The sequence below is a fragment of the Empedobacter brevis NBRC 14943 = ATCC 43319 genome, from assembly GCF_000382425.1.
Taxonomy (GTDB): domain Bacteria; phylum Bacteroidota; class Bacteroidia; order Flavobacteriales; family Weeksellaceae; genus Empedobacter; species Empedobacter brevis.
The window spans coordinates 1-20,471 of record NZ_KB908294.1 but is presented as its reverse complement, the minus strand read 5'-3'; the positions used below and the strand labels follow the sequence as shown (position 1 = coordinate 20,471).

Annotated in this window: 18 protein-coding genes; 11 read left to right on the top strand and 7 right to left on the bottom strand. The window is 39.3% G+C overall.

Going from position 1 to position 20,471, the window contains the following annotated elements; genetic code table 11:
• Window positions 1-8: 8 nt before the first annotated feature.
• Window positions 9-314 carry a DUF4134 domain-containing protein gene (locus tag H277_RS0107120; protein ID WP_019974896.1) on the bottom strand — a complete coding sequence of 102 codons (306 nt, stop codon included), beginning with the start codon at window positions 312-314 and terminating at the stop codon, window positions 9-11.
• Between the two features lie 204 nt (window positions 315-518).
• Here H277_RS0107120 and H277_RS0107115 point away from each other — a divergent pair, with 204 nt between their 5' ends.
• From H277_RS0107115 to H277_RS0107105, 3 genes are read left to right on the top strand one after another with little or no spacing between them, the layout of a single operon-like run.
• Window positions 519-818 (top strand): helix-turn-helix domain-containing protein, encoded by a 300-nt coding sequence (locus H277_RS0107115; RefSeq protein WP_019974895.1) that lies wholly within the window; start codon window positions 519-521, stop codon window positions 816-818.
• 55 nt (window positions 819-873) lie between these two features.
• Window positions 874-2,079, top strand: coding sequence for an SIR2 family protein (locus tag H277_RS0107110; protein WP_019974894.1), 1,206 nt, complete (start codon window positions 874-876; stop codon window positions 2,077-2,079).
• Between the two features lie 2 nt (window positions 2,080-2,081).
• On the top strand, window positions 2,082-3,836 hold the full coding sequence (locus H277_RS0107105; protein WP_026357461.1) for an ATP-binding protein: 1,755 nt from the start codon (window positions 2,082-2,084) through the stop codon (window positions 3,834-3,836).
• A 56-nt stretch (window positions 3,837-3,892) separates the two neighbouring features.
• Here the strand turns inward: H277_RS0107105 and H277_RS0107100 are convergent, their stop codons facing one another.
• From H277_RS0107100 to H277_RS0107085, 4 genes are read right to left on the bottom strand one after another with little or no spacing between them, the layout of a single operon-like run.
• Entirely contained in the window at window positions 3,893-4,528 is a 636-nt protein-coding gene (locus H277_RS0107100) for a hypothetical protein (protein ID WP_019974892.1), read from the bottom strand.
• 12 nt (window positions 4,529-4,540) lie between these two features.
• Window positions 4,541-4,846, bottom strand: a complete 306-nt coding sequence (locus H277_RS18760; RefSeq protein ID WP_019974891.1) for a DUF3408 domain-containing protein — start codon at window positions 4,844-4,846, stop codon at window positions 4,541-4,543.
• Window positions 4,846-5,250 (bottom strand): DUF3408 domain-containing protein, encoded by a 405-nt coding sequence (locus H277_RS0107090; RefSeq protein ID WP_019974890.1) that lies wholly within the window; start codon window positions 5,248-5,250, stop codon window positions 4,846-4,848. Before H277_RS0107090 ends, H277_RS18760 begins: the two co-directional genes overlap by 1 nt.
• 12 nt (window positions 5,251-5,262) lie before the next feature.
• Window positions 5,263-6,030: a ParA family protein gene (locus H277_RS0107085; protein ID WP_019974889.1), complete on the bottom strand. Its 768-nt coding sequence runs from the start codon at window positions 6,028-6,030 to the stop codon at window positions 5,263-5,265.
• Between the two features lie 691 nt (window positions 6,031-6,721).
• Between H277_RS0107085 and mobA the strand changes: the two genes are divergently transcribed.
• The 6 genes from mobA to H277_RS0107055 all read left to right on the top strand — a co-directional run bounded on the left by mobA (window position 6,722) and on the right by H277_RS0107055 (window position 13,771).
• Window positions 6,722-7,159 carry a conjugal transfer protein MobA gene (gene mobA, locus H277_RS0107080; protein WP_019974888.1) on the top strand — a complete coding sequence of 146 codons (438 nt, stop codon included), beginning with the start codon at window positions 6,722-6,724 and terminating at the stop codon, window positions 7,157-7,159.
• A gap of 2 nt (window positions 7,160-7,161) precedes the next feature.
• A complete protein-coding gene (gene mobB, locus H277_RS0107075; RefSeq protein WP_019974887.1) occupies window positions 7,162-8,448 on the top strand; it encodes a conjugal transfer protein MobB in 1,287 nt (428 codons plus the stop codon).
• Window positions 8,449-8,550: 102 nt separating this feature from the next.
• A complete protein-coding gene (mobC, locus tag H277_RS0107070) occupies window positions 8,551-10,551 on the top strand; it encodes a conjugal transfer protein MobC (RefSeq protein WP_019974886.1) in 2,001 nt (666 codons plus the stop codon).
• Window positions 10,552-10,879: 328 nt separating this feature from the next.
• Window positions 10,880-12,406 (top strand): SulP family inorganic anion transporter, encoded by a 1,527-nt coding sequence (locus H277_RS0107065; RefSeq protein ID WP_019974885.1) that lies wholly within the window; start codon window positions 10,880-10,882, stop codon window positions 12,404-12,406.
• A 6-nt stretch (window positions 12,407-12,412) separates the two neighbouring features.
• Window positions 12,413-12,745: a TraR/DksA family transcriptional regulator gene (locus H277_RS0107060; RefSeq protein ID WP_019974884.1), complete on the top strand. Its 333-nt coding sequence runs from the start codon at window positions 12,413-12,415 to the stop codon at window positions 12,743-12,745.
• 204 nt (window positions 12,746-12,949) lie between these two features.
• Complete coding sequence (locus H277_RS0107055) at window positions 12,950-13,771, top strand: RteC domain-containing protein (protein ID WP_019974883.1); 822 nt, start codon at window positions 12,950-12,952, stop codon at window positions 13,769-13,771.
• A 6-nt stretch (window positions 13,772-13,777) separates the two neighbouring features.
• On the opposite strand, the gene H277_RS0107050 is transcribed toward H277_RS0107055, so the two are convergent.
• Both H277_RS0107050 and H277_RS0107045 read right to left on the bottom strand, forming a co-directional pair.
• Complete coding sequence (locus tag H277_RS0107050; protein WP_019974882.1) at window positions 13,778-19,189, bottom strand: N-6 DNA methylase; 5,412 nt, start codon at window positions 19,187-19,189, stop codon at window positions 13,778-13,780.
• The gene (locus H277_RS0107045; protein ID WP_019974881.1) at window positions 19,176-19,613 is read right to left on the bottom strand and encodes a DUF1896 domain-containing protein; all 438 of its coding nucleotides are present in this window, start codon (window positions 19,611-19,613) and stop codon (window positions 19,176-19,178) included. Before H277_RS0107045 ends, H277_RS0107050 begins: the two co-directional genes overlap by 14 nt.
• Before the next feature lie 225 nt (window positions 19,614-19,838).
• Between H277_RS0107045 and H277_RS0107040 the strand changes: the two genes are divergently transcribed.
• Both H277_RS0107040 and H277_RS0107035 read left to right on the top strand, forming a co-directional pair.
• On the top strand, window positions 19,839-20,171 hold the full coding sequence (locus tag H277_RS0107040; protein ID WP_019974880.1) for an ArsR/SmtB family transcription factor: 333 nt from the start codon (window positions 19,839-19,841) through the stop codon (window positions 20,169-20,171).
• 70 nt (window positions 20,172-20,241) lie between these two features.
• A partial coding sequence (locus tag H277_RS0107035; protein ID WP_019974879.1) for a DUF6428 family protein occupies window positions 20,242-20,471 on the top strand: 230 nt, incomplete at its 3' end.

The following is a 20,471-nucleotide window of genomic DNA, read 5'->3' as shown; positions in this document are numbered from 1 at the left end:
GCAAAGGATTAAAGGAAGAATGAACGCAGGATGGTAGCCGCAACAATTAAGAAGATACACGCACCGAACCAGCTCGCCGCAGTTTTCGATGTATCGGGGTCGCCCGAACTGAATTTGTTGTACACCTTAACACCTCCGATTAGCCCGACCACCGCACCGATGGCGTAAATTAATTGGGTTGCGGGGTCGAAATAAGACGTTACCATTTGGGTAGCCTCGTTGATACCTGCCGAGCCGTTTCCCTGTGCGAGCGCACCAATTCCTGACAGCATAGCCACGGCTGCCAGCAAAACTTTTTTTCTCTGTTTTTCCATAATTGAAACACATTAATTTGTTATTGTTATCCCGCACCTTGCGGACTTTCGGGACAAAGGTGTTTCAGAAATCAGGGCGTTATAATAAAGTGGCAGTCAAAGGAATGATTTGGCAGTGAGTGGCTTTATAGAAAGTCTAAATCCGTATTTATTAAACTATTTTGCTTAAATTTGACATATTTAGACAAGTCTTAAAAAAGCAAAATGGCATTTGGAAAACACATAAAAAGACTAAGAGAAAGTAAAGGATTGTTCCTACGGGAAGTTGGGGCTGCATTGGAACTGGATAGTGCTTTTATCAGTAAAGTCGAAAATGAAGAAAGACCATTGCCAAGAAAACACATCGAAAAGCTTGCAGAATTTTTGAATACCCCAATTGATGAGCTATTGGTTTTATGGTTTTCAGATAAAATAAAGGGACTTATTGACGATAAAGAAATAGGAAAGCAGGCTTTAAAAATTGTTTTAAAAGAATTAAATGCAATCAAGAATAATGCAGATTAGGTTTTTAACAACTCTTCTTTGGCAATAAAAAGGTTAACAAATAAAATATGCGAATATGAAATACATTTTACTCAACAATAACAGTTCTGTTGCTTATGATGATAGTGATGCTACTGATATAAAAGTATATATCGACGGCAAACTTCACGATTTCAAAGAAAGTACCGAAAATAGAATTGATTATGCAATTGCAACAAATAGGAATAAATACTCCCAAACTCTAAATAATCAGTTTGAGAATTTATTACTTCTAACTGGTGCAGGGTCATCTATTGGTTGGGGAAAAGATGGGAAGTTGGGTAAGTCGATGGCAAATTTATGGGATGATGCGGAAGCTCTTTTAACAGCCGATGTTTTTGGAAAGTTACTTGAAACTATTGGCTACGATGAAAAATGGGATGATGGCTCTATAGTAAAGAATTTAGAAAAGGTTCTTTCTATGGCAACACCTGCTATACCATATATACCCAAAGAGGATATAGATATTGAGGATTGTGTAAACAAAATTAAAGATTTTATCAAAGAAGCCTGTCAATTGAGTTTGCCAGATAATTCGCCACATACGCTCTTATTAAATAAAATAACGAAACGCAAAGTTACTTTACCAAGATTTAAGCTGTTTACATTGAATTATGACCTAATGTTTGAACAATCAGCTTGTGAAAGCAATTTTGTTGTTATAGACGGGTTTTCATTTTCTCAACCAAGAATATTTAGTGGGCGTAATTATGATTACGATATTGTTTCCCGCAATCAAAGTAGAGTAAAAGAAGAAGACAATTTTATTCAAAAAGTTTTCCATTTGTACAAATTACACGGTTCTGTAAATTGGGAAAAGCAAGACAACAAGATTATACAAAAAGAAGAACCTGACGAACCATTGATGATATATCCACATCAATCAAAATATGAAAGCTCTTATGAACAGCCGTATTTTGAAATGATGTCGAGGTTCCAGTCCAATTTGAGAAAGGAGAATGTTTTCCTTATTACAATAGGCTTTAGTTTCGGGGATAAACATATCGTAACCGCAATCATCGAAGCCTTGGAACAAAATCCAGGCTTTCAATTGATGATTGTAAATAAAGGGATAGATGAAACCAACGAAAATATGAAACCCTTTATTGATGCTGCAAACAAATATTCCAATATATCTATTGTTTCAGAAACCTTTGAGGATTTCGCTAAGAATTATCCTGACTTAAAATCTTACAATCAGGAAGATACACGACAAATAGTAATTAATATCCCTAATAGTTAGATATGAGCAATAGCCCCTTTAATCACAGTCATTTTCTTGGGTATGTAAATTTTGTATCCCCTGCATTTGTGAAAGTGCATTTCCCGTCTTCTGTTTTGATGAAAACATTTGTTCACCACGCAGAAGTGTTGAGAGGTGGACTTGTAGGAAACTATATTGTTGTTGAGGGAGAGGAAAAAGGTTTTCTGGGAAAAATGTTGGAAATATCATTACCTGAAAAAGAACGGTTGGAATTAAGTGAAAGAACTTTTTCAACTAAAGCATTTCATCCAGTAGGAAGAATAGAAATTCTTTTATCATTTGATTTGTTTGACCCGAGTAGAATAGAAAAAGGGATAAATAGCCTCCCACTCATTGGTTCTAAGGTATTCATTTGTTCGTCGGAATTTCTTTCTACACATTTCAAAACCTTTGGCATAAAACCCGAAAATATCGAACATTCTCCTACTTTTAGAATGGGGAATTTGATATACGATAAAAATGTTCCCGTAGATATTTCTTTGCAAGCGATATTTAGTCGTCATTGTGCGGTTGTTGGTACAACAGGAGGAGGGAAAAGTTATACCATCAGCAAATTTATTGAGGGAGTTATAGAAACCGGAGCAAAAGCTATAATCTTAGACCCAACGGGAGAATACTCTACATTTGATGCTCATCCAAAAGTTGACCATTCAACACTGATTTCAGAAAGCTATTTTCCATATCAGAATTTAACCATTAATGATTTATTCGTTCTGTTCAGACCATCAGGACAAGTACAGCAACCCGTTTTATTGGAAGCTATTAAGTCGTTAAAAGTTGCACATTGCTTATTAGGGAATATTCCTAATAATGGACATAATAATGATGGAACTAACGATACTTTTACATTCAGGGGTCAGCAAGTGGTTATAAATAATGGATTAGTTGTAAAACAAAATAATATTACTGCGGCATATAATAATGCCTACTTTACTTATAAATCTATTATAGAAGATTTCACAATAAATAATTTCAGTATAAATCTACTCCACAGGCAAATAGGGAATGAATGTTTTCAAATATTCAACGACCGTTGGGCAAACAATAGAGATGAAAGAAATTATGGAAATGCAACGAGTTTAATAATGCGTGTTAACAATGTAATATCGGACAATGATTATTCCGGTATGTTTGGATTTAATGCTCCAACCACAAATAACCTAATAACCAAGATAGACGAGTTTTTGAATAATCCAGAATTAAATATTTTAAGAATTGGTTTTGAAAATGTACCTTATAATTTTCAGGCAAGAGAAATCTTGGCAAATTCATTGGGAAGATACTTATTGAATAAAGCTCGAACTAATATTTTCAGAGAAAATCCTCTAATTCTCTTTGTAGATGAAGCCCATCAGTTTTTAAACAAGAAAATTAAGGATGAATATTTTGAAAGCACAGAATTAAATGCTTTTGATAACATTGCTAAAGAAAGTCGTAAATATGGATTATTTCTATGTTTATCAACACAAATGCCAAGAGATATTCCTGTTGGTACGCTAAGTCAAATGGGAACATTCATTACTCATAGGCTGATAAATTATCAAGATAAGGAAGCAATCGCGAGTGCTTGCTCGACTGCCAATAAAGAAACTCTTTCTTTTTTACCATCTTTAGGGTCAGGAGAAGCAATTATTATGGGAGTTGATTTTCCAATGCCAATATCAGTCAAAGTAGATATGCCAACAATTACACCGAAGTTCGATACTCCAAAATTTGTAAAAATAGCGGGCACTTAGTTTTATAGCGTTTGAACAATTTTTAATTTGTGTCTAACATACAAAAGGGAGCTTGCCTAAACAAACTCCCCAATGTCAAAATCACTCAAATCACTTTTCCGCAAAGTGGAAGAACTGTCTTCCGTTTCAGATGAAAGGGTGCTATCCAAAAGCTCGGCTATTCTTCGGGAAGCATCTTCCATAGAATTCTCCAATAGGCTGAATAATTCGGTTCCCTGTATTTTTTGAACTATGGCTATCGCTGTTTCCTTTTGGGCTGGTTCCAATTCTTCTTTTTGGAGCAACACCCCCACGGAGCTTAGTTCTTCAAAGGTAACCCCTTGGGCAAAACCGTCATCGCCACCGGATATTCCGTACCTGTTCCAATCTTCTTCCTCTTCCTCCAAATCAGGTATATTACTGAAAACTTCGTCCAGCTCTTCCTTGCGGATTTGAATGCCGACGTTTTCATTTTCGTCGTATTCAATGTCTAAATTAGCGGGGTTTATCTCCGGTTCCTCAATTTGGCGTTCATTGGCAGCGTTTGGCATTGAAAGGCGTTCTACGGATTTTGGCTGCCCCATAATATCGGGCAGGTTCGGATTGACTTTCTTCTGCGGAGGTTCTTGTTTTGTCCTTTTCTTAATGACAATCTTATCCTGTAAAAGCAGGACAATGACTATCAGCAGGCATATCACAATTACTATTTCCATAACGTAGGTTTTTTAAAACAAGCCTTTGTACTTTTCGTTGAACTCTTTTGTAATCATATCTTCAAATACTTTAAAATGATGTTCAAGAATATTATTGAGATAGGCAAACAAGGGTATTTTATCATCGCCTATAATCTGGACTATGCGGGTTAAACGCTCGTGATGTTCAGGACTTAGGTATATGCTTTTATTGCCTCTTTTCTGCATTTTATTCATTTGTATAAATGCGTTTTCATAGGTTGTTTTAGCTGTATTGCTAACTGTATCGGAGTTGCTGCCGGTTGCAACAGTATTCCTGTTCTTTTTATCTTTCTTCATTATAGAATGGGTTTAAAATGTTCATTGAAATAATCGGTAATATCGTCCCCGTACTCCCTGAAATGATGTTCAAGAATATTGTCAATGTAAGAGTAGAGCGTTGTTCTTTCTTCCTTTGTCAGTTGAACGATGCGGAGCAATCTTTCGTGGTATTCAGGGCGTATGTAAACGACCTTGCCATTACGCCCCGATGGAAAACGATTGACCAAAAACGTTTCCTCGTAGTCCGCTTTCTTTGATGAACTGTTACGGGCTTTTTCCCTGGGCTTGTTTTCCTTTGGTACATCCTGCTTTTTGTTAATGGTCGGTGGAGCAACAGGCTCATCGCCGCTTATGACGTTCATAAGGTATTCCTCATCAACATTGGGCTTTTCAAAATCGTTGTTTTTGTTATCTGAAGCCATACTTTACTATTTTTATAGATGAGTGATTTTTAAAAATTCCTCGACAAACAAATCCATTTTAGTTGCTTTCATTAACTGTGGTTCGGCAGGCAGCAAACTTGACCTGAATACATAACTGCCTGTGTCGTCTGTTTCCTTTCGGAAACGCTTGCTGTCCATTATCCTTGTTTCCATTATGGGCAGGTTGAGTTCTTTGATGACACTTTGATACGCATCATACAAACCTGTTTTTTCCCTGCCATCCACTTGGTTCCAGAACAGCCACATCTCTTGTTCGGGATTGCCCTCGTCCGTTTGGGGAAGTCCGAGAAAGGCTTTGGTAAAGCCCAATGTACTTTCCACTACCAAACGGTCGGCAGTAATGGGCGAAAAGATGAAGTCCATTTTTTTTAAGGTCGTCAGTACACCTTTGGTATTGGCTGTTCCTGGCAGGTCGAAGAAAATAACATCCGGCACAACCGCCGACTGGCTTCTGTATTCCGATGCTTTCTCCAGAGCTGTTTCAGCCTTGCATTTGATAATCGGGTACGCTTTTTTGTTGATGGCTTGAAACTGCTTCATTGCCGCCTTTTTATGGTAGTCGTTCTGCATTATGGTTCTCTTATCCCGTTCACGCATATTGGTCAGGCTGTGTTGCGGAAAGTCGCAGTCCATCACCAGCACATTAAAACCTAAACGGTAGTGAAGCACACTTGCCAGCAAGGTGGTCATTGTAGATTTTCCCACACCGCCTTTTTGGGTGGAGAAGCTGATTTTTAAAGTTTTCTTTGTTGTTTCCATTATTTAAAAATTTATTGTTACACACTTTATTTGTTTTGCAGGATTGAATATTGGTTTATCTGATTATTACCTCATTCCTATATTCCTGCATTCCCTTTTGCGTACTTTCCTGCACAGATATTTGCTTTCATTTTTGCCTTGTCAGGCACATTCTTTAGCAAGTGGCAAACCTTACAATAGGTAAATTGCTTTACCGCTTTTACACTTTTATTGTTTTATGCTTTTAAAACCTTATGCTTTTATTCCAAACTGCCTATTTGCAAACCTGATTTTCTTCTTTGTTGAAATACATTTTTTACTACCTGCACTAAAATTATACGGCAAATAAAGCGATTGATTTATCCGCTGATTGAGGTGTGGCAGTGTTTGGCGTTCAAAGGCAGAGTTTGTCCGGGTATCGCATTGCAATACTCTTACAGGCAGGGCTTTACTTTGTACAATGATTTTTATTAACGGATTTATGCAAAAGTCTTTTGACAAAATGGAGGGCAACAGGAACGGCTTCGAGCCGTTTTTTCCTGTTACATTTAATCCGTCCCGCAGGGCGGATTTTTGTGTTCAACAGAACACGGCAAGTTGTGTTTTGAGGCACTCGAAACCGAGTTAGTGCCTCAAAACAACTTGCCCTTAGCAGGGGGCAGAAAACGCTCTCCGAAGTCGAGGTTTTGTGTGGATTAAAAATGGATTAGTGATGAACGAGAACAGTAACAAAAAACAGAATAAGGGCGGGCGGATACCGAAAACCGACCCAAGCATCCACCGCCACGTTTTCCGTCTTACAGACGGAGAAAATGCCAAACTTTTATCGCTTTTTGAAGCATCGGGAATGCCCAATAAAGCGAAGTTTATCATTTCCCTACTGTTCAATAAGGAAATGAAATCGGTTAAGATTGACAAAGGAACGGTTGATTTTTATATGCGGTTGACCTCGTTTCATAGCCAGTTTCGTTCCGTAGGCGTGAATTATAATCAGGTTGTAAAGCTGCTGTACAAACATTTTTCCGAGAAAAAAGCCGCAGCGTTCCTTTACAAATTGGAAAAACAAACGGCTGAAATGGCAATGCTATGCCAAAAAATCATTCTGATAAGTGAGGAATTTGAAGCAAAACATCTGAAAAAACAGCCTTAGAAATGATAGCGAAAATCGGCAGAAGCGGAAATTTATACGGAGCATTGGCGTACAATCAGCTTAAAGTGGAGAATGAAAACGGAAAAATTTTGTTTGCCCATAAGATGATTGAAACCGCTAACGGTCATTATTCCGTTGCACAATTAGCACAATCTTTTGCTCCTTACCTGATTGCCAACCGCAATACGGAAAAGCATACGTTGCATATTTCGCTCAATCCCGACCCGAAAGATAAGGTTAGCGATGACAGGTTTCGGCAAATGGCGGAAGAATATATGCGGGAAATGGGTTACGGCGAACAGCCTTTTGTAGTCTTTAAGCATACCGATATTGACCGTTCGCATATTCATATCGTATCGGTTTGTGTGGACGAGAATGGTAAAAAAATCTCTGACAAGTTTGAAAAAATGCGGTCGATGAATGTGTGCCGTGAACTCGAAAGGAAACACGAATTGATACCCGCAACCGATAAAGAACACAAGCAGAACGACAAGGTTTTCCGTCCGGTAGATTACAAAGCAGGCGATATAAAAAGTCAAATTGCTTCAGTAGTCCGCCACTTGCCGAATTATTATAAGTTTCAGACTTTGGGCGAATACAATGCCTTGCTTTCCCTGTTTAATGTTACCACCGAAAAAGTGGAGGGCGAATTGCAGGGACAGCTACGGCAGGGTTTACTGTACATTCCTTTAAATGAAAAAGGCGAAAGAGCCGGGCATCCTTTCAAGGCTTCGTTGTTTGGTAAAAATGCAGGGCTTCCGGCTTTGGAATTGCATTTTGCAAAATGCAAAGAGAATTTAAAAGACCACCCGACAAAACCTACCATTAAAGCTGCCGTTACTATTGCCCTGCAAACCACAAGTGATGAGCAGGCTTTTAAAAAACAGTTAGGCGAACAGGGCATTAATGTAGTGGTACGCAGGAATGATACAGGGCGTATTTATGGTATCACATTTATTGACCATAATTCCAAAGCGGTTTGGAACGGTTCACGTTTAGGAACAGAACTTTCTGCCAATACCTTTAATGATTATTGGAACAATAACATCAAACCCGATATTAAAGAACCTGCCGTACAACCACCAAAAATATCCACATCAAATAATGCGGATCTTCCTGCGGAAGAACCACACCATTTGTTCGACTTCTTAACTACGGACAAACACGAAGATGGTTTGATTGAAGCATTGGGAGGTTTACTGCCCGAAGCACAGGGCGAAGATTACGAGGAACAGGATTTTGCCAACAAAATGAAGAAGAAACGTAAACGCAAAATAGGTCAGCAATAGTATTCAGCCAAACACAGCCACGCACCGCCATTGACTGCCACATTCTTATAGCCACTATGTAGAGCCTTTAAATTCACGCCCGAACATTAAAACTAAAAAATAATGCAGGGAGAAGACGATTTAAGAGGTTTAGCCAAAATAATGGCTTTTATGAGGGCAGTAAGTATTCTTTTGGTACTGATGCACCTTTATTGGTTCTGCTACGGTTTCTTTATGGAATGTGGCTGGACATTGGAAATAATCAACAAAATATTAGGCAACTTCGATAGAACAGCAGGTTTATTTTCACATACCTTATATACTAAAGCCTTTGCTTTGGTATTGCTTGCTTTAAGTTGTTTAGGAACGAAAGGCGTAAAGAATGAGAAGATAACCTGGTCTAAAATTTACGTGGCTTTGGGCGTTGGTTTTGTGCTTTTCTTTCTGAACACACTGTTGTTAAAACTATCTCCGGTAATAGGCACATTTCTGTATATTCTTACTATCTCATTAGGTTATATCGCTTTGCTGATGGCAGGTGTATGGATGAGCCGATTGCTTCGTACCAACCTGATGGACGATGTTTTCAATAATGAAAACGAGAGCTTTCAGCAAGAAACCAAGCTGATGGAAAACGAGTATTCCGTTAACCTGCCCACAAAGTTTTATTACAAAGGAAAATGGAACAATGGCTGGATTAACGTAGTCAATGTTTTCAGGGCATCAATTGTGCTGGGCACGCCTGGTTCGGGGAAGAGCTATGCAATTGTAAACAACTATATAAAGCAACAGATTGAGAAAGGCTTTGCAATGTACATCTACGATTTCAAGTTTGACGACCTTTCTACCATTGCCTACAATCATTTATTGAAGCACCAAGATAAGTACAAAGTTCAACCAAAATTCTATGTGATAAATTTCGATGACCCACGCAAGAGCCACCGTTGTAATCCTTTGAACCCAGACTTTATGACGGACATTTCGGATGCTTATGAAGCGGCTTATACCATAATGCTGAACCTCAATCGAAGCTGGATACAGAAGCAAGGGGATTTTTTCGTGGAAAGCCCAATTATCCTATTAGCTGCCATTATTTGGTATCTGAAAATCTATGAGGACGGTAAATATTGTACCTTCCCACACGCCATTGAATTGCTTAACAAAAAGTATTCGGACGTATTTACGATTTTAACTTCCTATCCCGATTTGGAAAATTATTTGTCGCCTTTTATGGATGCGTGGCAATCCGGAGCGCAAGACCAATTGCAGGGACAGATTGCATCGGCAAAAATTCCTTTGTCAAGAATGATTAGCCCACAGTTGTATTGGGTTATGACTGGCGATGACTTTACGCTCGACATCAATAACCCCAAAGAGCCTAAAATTTTGTGCGTTGGTAATAATCCCGACCGTCAAAATATCTACTCCGCAGCTTTGGGCTTGTACAATTCGAGAATTGTTAAGCTCATCAACAAAAAAGGGCAATTAAAGAGTTCCGTAATCATAGATGAGTTGCCAACAATTTATTTTAGAGGACTGGACAATCTCATCGCAACTGCGAGAAGTAATAAGGTGGCTGTGTGTTTGGGCTTTCAGGATTTTTCGCAATTAACAAGGGATTACGGCGACAAAGAGAGCAAAGTAATTCAAAATACAGTAGGTAATATATTCAGTGGTCAGGTGGTTGGCGAAACGGCAAAGAGCCTTTCGGAACGTTTCGGAAAAGTATTGCAGAAACGCCAAAGTATGACGATTAACAGGAATGATAAATCTACTTCTATCTCCACACAGTTAGACAGCCTTATTCCGGCTTCTAAAATCTCAACACTTACACAAGGAATGTTTGTGGGTTCAGTTTCGGACAATTTTGATGAACGTATTGAGCAAAAAATATTTCACGCTGAAATTGTTGTGGACAATGAAAAAGTTGCCGCAGAAACTAAAGTATATCAGAAGATACCGGAAATCCTATCATTTGTTAATGAACACGGAGAAGATAAAATGAAACAGCAAATTGAAAGCAATTACCGTCAGATAAAAATAGACATTGTAAATATTATTGAAAGCGAAATGGAGCGTATCAAAAATGACCCAAACTTGCAACATTTGGTGCAACAAGGGTAATATGAAAAAAGAGCTGTTTCGTAAGTATTCTCTTTCGGATTCTGATTGAATTTTAATTTATCAGAAAGAAAAGAAAATAGTACGGTTACGTTTTTTTTTGAAGAAAGGGTTAGATAAAGAGCATTTATAGTTATTGTAGATGTAAAAAAATAACCGTAGTTTTGCAAACTTAATGAAAAGAACAACACAAATATCTTCTCAAGTTACTCCGCCTTGATAGGCGGTTAGCAGTTCTTTTTCCCAATTTAATTTATTGGTCGCTTTGTCGCATCCGAAAGTTTCACTTTCGGCTCATTGCCTTTTCAACAATTTTAATTCTATATATATTATGCAAAAAATCATTAATTTGTTTGATTTCAAACAAAAGGTAGATTACAAAACAGAAGTGTTATCAGGTATTACCGTAGCCTTGGCATTGGTTCCTGAAGCGGTAGCATTTGCTTTAATTGCAGGACTTTCTCCATTAGTTGGTTTATATGCCTCCTTTATGATGGGGCTGGTTACTTCTATATTAGGCGGTCGTCCCGGAATGATTTCAGGAGCAACAGGTGCAATCGCAGTTGTCATCGTGGCTTTAGCAAAAACCCACGGTGTAGAGTACGTCTTTGCCACCGTTATCCTTGCTGGTCTTATTCAGATGTTAGCGGGATTTCTAAAATTAGGAAAGCTCATTCGATTAGTGCCACATCCTGTTATTTTTGGTTTTGTGAACGGTTTAGCGATTATCATTTTTATGTCGCAGCTCGACCAGTTTAAAGACGCTTCCGGCAATTGGCTTACTGGTTCGAATATGTATATCCTTTTGGGCTTAGTAGCTCTAACAATGCTTATCATCTGGGGTTTGCCAAAATTAACCAAAGCTATTCCGGCATCTCTAACTGCTATTTTGGTTGTATTTGGACTGGTGTATTTTCTTAAATTAGACACTAAAACCGTTGGCGATATTGCGTCAATAAAAGGTGGTTTTCCCCCGTTTCATATTCCTTCTATTCCTTTTAATTTAGAAACACTTCAAATCATTTTTCCTTATGCCGCAATAGTTGCGGGTGTGGGACTGATTGAAAGTTTGCTTACGTTAAATATCATAGATGAAATTACTGAAACAAGAGGCTATAGTAATAGAGAAGCTGTGGCACAAGGAACCGCTAATATTTTATCTGGTTTCTTTTCAGGAATGGGCGGTTGTGCTATGCTTGGTCAGAGTTTAATCAATATTTCCAGTGGTGCAAGGGCACGGTTGTCAGGAATTATCGCTTCTGTGGCTTTGTTAATTTTTATTATGTTTGGCAGTGGTCTGATAGAAAAAGTGCCTATGGCAGCTCTTACAGGTTTGATGATAATGGTAGCTATCGGTACGTTTGAATGGGCAAGTATTCGCATCATCAATAAAATGCCACGACACGATATTTTCGTTGGTATGCTGGTCGCTCTGATTACGGTTGTTTTACATAATCTCGCATTAGCCGTATTAATCGGTGTTATCATTTCCGCATTAGTGTTTGCTTGGGAAAGTGCAAAACGTATTCGTGCCAGAAAATATGTTGACGAAACAGGAATAAAGCATTATGAAATTTTCGGACCGCTTTTCTTTGGTTCTACAACAGCCTTTACTGAAAAATTCGATATCCTTAATGACCCCGAAGAAGTCATTATTGATTTCAAAGAAAGTAAAGTGGTGGATATGTCTGCTATTGAAGCACTTAATGTACTGACACATCGCTACGCTAAACAAAACAAAAAAATCCATTTGCGTCATTTAAGTCAGGACTGTAGACAATTATTGAAAAATGCTGAAAGTGTTATCGAAATAAATATTATTGAAGACCCCACTTACAAAGTGATGTTGGATAAATAATTTCTTATGACACAGGAAGAAAAAGCAGAATTGCAAACTGCAATCGAGCAAAAAATAGCCAAAACTAAAAAAGACATTGCGGACTACAAGGAAATGACCAAACCTGTAGCCCCCGATGTTGCTATTGGAAGAATTAGTAGAATGGATGCCATTAACAATAAAAGTGTGTTGGAAGCCAGTTTACGTGAAGCTGAAAGCAAATTGATAAGATTAAAAAATGCTTTACAAAAAATCAATGATGAGAGCTTTGGTATCTGTATTAAATGCCATCACCCCATTCCTTATAAACGTATGCTCATTATCCCTGACAGCGTAAAATGTGTGGGTTGTTTTCAATAGAAACTATAGTGAAACAATATCAACTTAAAGCAAGAATACAATTTACTGGAGTAATCGTAATTCCAAAAGTGCAGTTCGTGAATGCTTTGTATGATATTAGTAAATGCTTGAACATTCTCTATTTCTATAAACTGGATGATGCCTAAATATAATAACAAATTTAGGCTTCTCCATTTATAACTCAAACATCAAGAAGTAAACTGAATGGATAAATATTACAATGAAACGATAAAGAAACTGGAAACATCAATCAACGAATTAGAGATTGAAGCCGATTATTCTATTGAACGGATAGAAGCGATTATAGATATCATCCTTAAAAGCTTGTCTAAAATAAAGGAATATGTTTTAAATAGAGGGTTTAAAAATATTGATGAGGAAATACATTTTTTCAAATATCAGAAACCTGCTATCGTTTCAAAACTAATTTATTATAATGCTATTTATAAAATCGAAACAAAGAAGCCATACGGTACAAAACCGAACAGGAAATATCTAAACGAAGAATTGAAAAAGCTTAAAAGGTATTTTGACAACAACCTTGAATTTTATAAATATTACCGGACGAATAACTCATTTATTGATGATAAGCTATTTGTACGGGGCAAACACGATATAAAATTGAGCTTGGATACTGTGTTTTTTGAAACCGACCATCGATTTTCTACTTCCCACGATTATAAAGCGGCAAAGATTATCGCCAACGACCTCATACAAGTTTATATCGAAGACCAACTAAACAATAACAATCAGAAGAAACCGTCTAACAGTTTTACTTTAAATTGGATAGAAAGCAAAACAGCATTAACCGAGTTAATTTACTCACTCCATTCGCAGGGTGCATTTGGCAATGCAGATATAATAGCCATCGCCAAAACATTTGAAAGCACATTCAATATCAGTTTAGGCGACTTTTATCATACGTTTATGGAACTTAAATCCCGAAAAATAAACCGCACCAAATTCCTTGACAGCCTTAAAGAAAGCCTGCTTAAAAAAATGGACGAAGAGGACGAAATACAATAAGTATTCTTACAATACCCCACGAGGTAAATGAATACCTTTAGTCCGTACAATATTCTCCGAAATATTGGAAGTTTGTTTTTCGGTTTGTTCCGCAGGTTCTTCTTTAGTTTCCGGCGTAATAGATAACTGTATCTTCCGTTCAATGCCAGCCAGTTCCGTTTTGAGTTCGCTCAACCGGCTTTCCTTAGACCAAGTACCATTGACAACTTCCTGGAGAACAGGTAAGTCTTTTTTTATTTCTATAATTTTCTTTTGTTCCTGCTCGATGTAGCTGGGCAATTTCTCCAGTGCATTAAGGAAATTTACAGCAGCCAGCTTTTCATCTTTAGCGATTAAACCGTTGTTGTAGGTATATTTGATATTGCCCTCGCCTTGTACCAAAAATCGGTTTACCCGTATATCCACGCCCTCCTTTTCGGACATTTCGGTTTTTACCAACAGCGTAAATCCGTACAAACTACCGATTTCTTCATACTGACCTCCGGTGCGGGCTTTGTCCGAAAGCTGGTTGAGCTTTGCACCGATTTGTTTAATATCCGCATTGTGCGGTAAACCGTCCAACTGTACAGGATTTGCAATTGTGCCATCCGAACGCTTTTGTATGCGTTGCTGTAAGTTTCCCCAATCAAGGCTCATTCTGTTTAATCGGGATTGCGTACTATCCAGCAATTCCGTAAAGTCTTGCAGCTTGTATTTGGCACTGAACTTGGAACGGTTAAACGCCTGTTTTTCGCTTTCCAATCCTGCAATCTGTTTTTCTAACTTGGCTTTATCCAACAGGTCTGTATTTCCCGACAGGATAGCCACATATTCCGAAAAGTTCATTCCCGATTTTTCGTCCATACTGCCCTCGTCAATAGTCCGTTTGCCGAGATTGTTATTTTTTAATTGGTCTATAAATAGCTGTTTATTATACAACAGGTTGAACTTGTAGCTATCCAATGATTTTTCTACGGCATAAATAATCACATCTACTTTGTTGTCGGCAAAGAACTTGGCAATCTCATTGCCTTTTCGGACTGCCCGACCGTCCCTTTGGGCAAGGTCACTCGGTCGCCACGGCGTATCCAGATGATGAACCGCAACGGCTCTTTTCTGTGCATTCACACCTGTACCCAACATACTTGTAGAACCGAACAACACCCTGATTTTTCCCTCGTTCATACCTTTGATAAGCTCCTTACGTTGCTTATCATTTTTAGCCTCCTGTATAAACCGGACTTCGTGTGCAGGTATGCCGTGGTCTTCCACGAGCTTGCGTTTGATTTCGGAGTACACATTCCATTCGCCCGGCTTGTAGGTTCCCAAATCGGAGAAAACGAATTGCGTTCCTTTCTGTGCATTGTATTGGTTGTAATACTTGGCAATGTTTGCCGCACAATGCGAAGCCTTATTATCGGGGTGGTCTTCGTACATACCGCTTACCATACGCATATCGAGCGACATCTTACGGGCGTAGTCCGTTGCGATAAGCATCTTTGCTTTTTCTTCCGATGGAGATAAAGGTGCTCTTCCCAACAAAGTGGCATCTCCCGATTTGGCGAATTGCATCAGACTTTGGATAAACGCTTCCTGGTCAGGTGTGGCCGATATGTTATAAAGAACCTCGTTCTTGTTGGGGCGGTCAATTCCTATATCTTTTGCCGTTCGGTAATCTGTGATTTCCGAGTAGAATTGTGCCAGCTCCGGCACTTTGATAAAGTATCGGAAACGTTCTTTTGCTACAATGTTGTTAGCAACAGAAAATTCATAATCGGTCGTTTTCCTTGCATAAATAGCAGCCCACGCATCAAAAGAGTGAATGCCTTGTTTTTCCAATGCTCTTGGTCGCAGGTACTTAAAAAGTAGGTACAGTTCCGTTAGTGAGTTGCTTATGGTCGTTCCCGAAAGGAAAGTTGCTCCCATATCCGCATTGATGCGTTCCTGAATGGTACGGATAGCAAAGAGCAGGTTCAATGCCTTTTGGCTGCCGTCCACATTGCCCAATCCGGCAACCCTTGTATGCCTTGTGTTGAACATCAGGTTTTTGAATTGGTGGCTTTCGTCCACAAACAAATGGTCAATGCCCATCATCTTAAAATCCACCACATCATCTTTGCGATTTTCAATATCGTGTTGCAGGGTTTTGAGTTTGACTTCGAGGTTTTCTTTCCGCTTGATTACTCCGGCAAGCATACCTCTGGTAACTTCCTTGCCTTGCGATTCCAGTGCATCGAGGTTTCGCTCTACGCTGTCCAATTCTATTTCGAGTATTTCCTTTTGTATTTCGGGCGATTGTGGTATCATTCCGAATTGGTCGTGTGTGAGGATTACACAATCCCAATCGTTATTTTTAATATCCCCGAAAATTCGCAGGCGTTTTTGGGGCGTAAAATCTTCTTTGCCCGGAAACAGGATTTTAGCGTGTGGATAGGCAGTGCGGTAGGCTTCGGCAATTTCGTGAACATTGCTTTTCAGCCCGATAATCATCGGTTTGTGTGCCAATCCCAAACGTTTCATTTCCTGTGCTGCCGTACACATTACCAACGTTTTTCCTGCACCTACTTCGTGGTCGCAGATAGCACCGCCGTTTAGCTTAATCATCCAAACCGTGTCCTTTTGGCTTGAATACAGGTCTTCAATGCCCAATGCCTTACGGTCTAAGCCCGGAAAGTCCTGATGGCTTCCGTCATAGTTAGGTCGGACGAAGCAGTTAAAGGTATCGTTGTATTGGTCGGTCAGCCTACTTTTAAACTCATCGTTTTGGGCGTGCAGCCAATCGGTAAAGGCGGTACGGATTTCGTCAATCTTGGTATTCGCCATTTGTATGGCTTCCATATCCCGTACTTTGACCTCTTGGTCGCCAACCGTAATTTTTTTGGTAATATCAGGCGTAGTATTGACAAGGGCGTGTTTGAGCAGGGCAACCCCGTCAAACGTCCGGCTTTCTGCTTTGACAGCGTATTTCTCCCATATATGCAAATTCTTACGGTCACACTTTACGGAAAAGTCATCGGAGCTTTCAGAATAATGAACGAGTACATCTGTATCAAAAAGATGTGAAGCAAATCGGGCGTAAATGCCTGTGGGTATCCAGCGTTCGCCCAAATTAAAATCGAGTTCCTCAAACTCAATTCGTCTTGGGCGGGCTTCTTCCAAAACCGTAAGGCTTGTTTTGGCTTCGCTGTCATCGGGATTGCGTTCGAGGTAGGTTCGTACCTCTTCGGCTTTCTCCACTACGTTACCTGCAATCCACCGTTCGGATATTTCGTATTCCTTTTGCAGAGGATTGTAGTAAATACGACCGTGTAAGGCTTCTTTCAAAGCATCATCGGTAATACCGCTGATTTCGGACATATAGTCCAAATCCACGCTTCCGTATTTGTTCAGTGAAGCCGCTAATGCTTCTTCGGGATTATCCGTTGCTATGGTTATGGTAGAAAAACTAACAGGTCTGCTGAATATATCGGCTTTGTGTACAACACCCCCAATAACACGTTCCAAATAAGGAATTTCCTTACCGGAACTATCCGTTTTAATGAGCTTGATATTATCGGCACTGTTGAGGTTGCCGTATCTTTTAACAAAGGCATCGTATAAACGGTTAAGGTTTTCCCTTTCTTCTTTGTGTTCGGTCTGAAGCTCTGCTTCGTTAGTGTAAAGCTGTTGGTAAATATCACGCACCTCGATATACGCTTCGGCTCTTGCTTTCTGTAAGGTCGGTAATTGCAAAGGGTGGAAAACTGCCGTACCGTCTGATGTATCTACATCTTGCAGATGACCGACCCAACCATTATCCACGACAAGGCTATCGTTACGGTGGAACGGATGCAGTTTGCCACTATACATAGCAGGTTCGGGAATGGTGTCGGGAACGGCTGGCTTATCAGCTTGGCCATTCCCGTTGATACCCGAAAACAGGTCGCCGATGGCTTCCTGTTTTTTGCCATTGGTAGATGGGCTTCCGTTGGCAGTTCTATTGGTAATCGGAGGTGTATAAGGTTGCTGTATCGCACTACTGAACAGGTCAGGTTGGCGACCCATTGCACCTCTTCTTTTATTGGTGCTTTGCCTTTTAACTTGTGTCGTTCTTTTGGGCGGAGCAACAACCATTACAGGTTCGTCCGCATTTTCAAACAGGTCGAAAATGCTTAATTGTTTTAATTCCTGCGGGCTTTCCCGATTGATTGATAAAGGTTGTATTTCCGCCTGAATGGTTACAGGTTCGACAATTGGAGGTGTTACCTTTGGAGTAGCTGGAATTTGTATTACAGGCTCATCGTTCCGTTCGCCTCTATATAAACTCAAATTCAGATGTTTTCCAAAATCTTCGGAAAGCATTTGTTTGAGGTCTTTGGCAATTCCGTTAACGCCGTCTTTATGAATATAGATGAGTGCAGGTTGTCCGTAAGGGTCGGTATCTAATTTTCTATCGGTATGCACAATTCTTGTGCTGTCCTGAAAGAGTGCATTGCCCGGAGCATTGTATTCTGTTTGCCTGCTTTGGCAAAACAGATCTTCCCTTTCGGTCAGACTTTGTTTTGCTGTGTTCTTTTGCAGAATAATCAAATCACTGCCAACCTCCGTTCCTGCATATTCCGTAAACAGGTTGTTGGGTAAGCGGACAGCCGAAACCAAATTATTATCCTGCATCAACGCCCTGCGTATCGGCTCGTTCTTCGGACTATTCAGAATGCCCTGTGAAGTAATGTAAGCCAGCAAACCGCCCTCACGGAGCATATCAGCACCTTTCAAAAAGAAGTAATTGTGTATGCTTCGGGCTGCCTGTACTTTTGCACTGTCCTTGCTTCGGGAATAGGATAAATCAAAGACGGAAGTATCGCCGAACGGTATATTACTGGCGATTACATCAAAGCTGTTTTGTCCCTTTTCGGGGATTTCCTCAAAACCGCTTATACGGATTATGCTTTCGGGATAAAGCTGTTTTAAAATCTTGCCTGTGAGCAAATCCTTTTCATAAGCAGTAACACTGGCTTTTTTATTTTCTGAAAAGGATTGTATGAAAGACCCGATACCTGCGGAGGGTTCGAGGAATTTATCAATGTTCAGACCGCTTTCACGCAAAGTTGCGGAAATCGCATCTATGACCTGTGGCGGTGTATAAAAAGCCGTCAGAACAGAGCTTTTCATACTATCCACATACCTGCGGTATTGCTTTTCGTCTTCTGAATTTTCTTTGAGCAGCTGGTGGAGTTCCTGCGTAATCGGGAAAAGGTCGTGTTCTGTTTTTCTCCAATTATTGATGTCTATTTCGTTCGCTATGGGGTTCAACACGAATTTAAGACCGCCAAATCCGCTGTATTGCATCATTAGCAGTCTTTCGCCTACGGTGGCTTGTCGTTTCTCCTTTTCCAGTTTAAAAGCAATTCGCAGGGCATCAATGTTCTGTTGGAGATGTTGCTTTTTACTGAAGCCCATTTTCCTCTATCCATATTGCGATGGTTCCGGTTATTTCGGTATAGAGCAGGTCAAACTCAAAACCGTATGCGAAATCATAGGTCAGTTCATAGCCGGAGAAAACAGGCTCGCAAACAGAAAACATTTTAAGGGCGAACGGTCGCAGTTCCTCGTCTGCCATTATGGTATCAAACTCATTGCATACCACCTGAAACACGGTATCGAATTTGGAGAAATGCAAGCCCTCAAAAAGTATGTAATTGGCTATTTCGTTGCATTGCTCAATAGCGTTTCCCGAACTAAAAGCCCCCTCGTAGGCATTGGTAGCCCACGAAGAACGTTGCTCAATAAATTTTTGGTCATTTGCTTTTTCGGGGAAGCTGGTGTTTAATAATTCTTGTAATCGTAACCTGAAATACGATAGGTCTTTTTGCTGTGTATCCATACTATAATTTTTGTTTAGAATTTTGCTTGAAGCCTAAAATTATAGCAGTAGATAAGCCCCTTTGAAGAAGTGGCAGGGTTTGGCTTTGAAAGGCAGTGTTTTACTATTTGTAGCTGAAAATCGAAATGAAGATTTGTAAAGAATTGGTATTGGAACATAAATTTTCACAAACTATTTTGTGCTTAAAATTTATTATCGTAATATTGCGATGTAAAAATGTAAACTATGGGACTTACTAAATCAGAAATATTTACAGACCAACAGAATAAGTTGGCTTCTCAGTTTAAGGTTTTGGCACATCCTGCAAGGATTGCCATACTTCAATATATCATCAATCAAGATGCCTGCATCTGTAACGATTTGGTTGAGGAATTAGGGTTGGCACAGGCAACCATTTCACAACATCTAAAGGAATTAAAAAACATTGGTATCGTTCAGGGTACGATTGAGGGAAAATCTGTTTGCTATTGTATTGATGAAAAAGTATGGAATGAAATTCAACAGGAATTTAATGCGTTTTTCAATCAGGAGGTAAAAGTAACCAAGTGCTGTTCATAGCATTTTTTTAATATCCAATATCGTTATATTGCAATATATCATTTAATGTGCCACTTAAAATTCAGTTAATATGAAACTATCAAAAATCAAAGAAATCTTGCCAACATTAGAGAATGTTGAATTTCAGTTAGAGAACGGAACGTTTGTTCCCGAACATTTCCACGTTACCGAAGTGGGACAAATCAATAAGAATTTTATTGATTGTGGCGGAACAATCAGAAATGAAAAAGTTGTCAATTTCCAATTATGGAATGCTAACGATTTTGAACACAGATTAAAGCCAACCAAATTATTAAACAT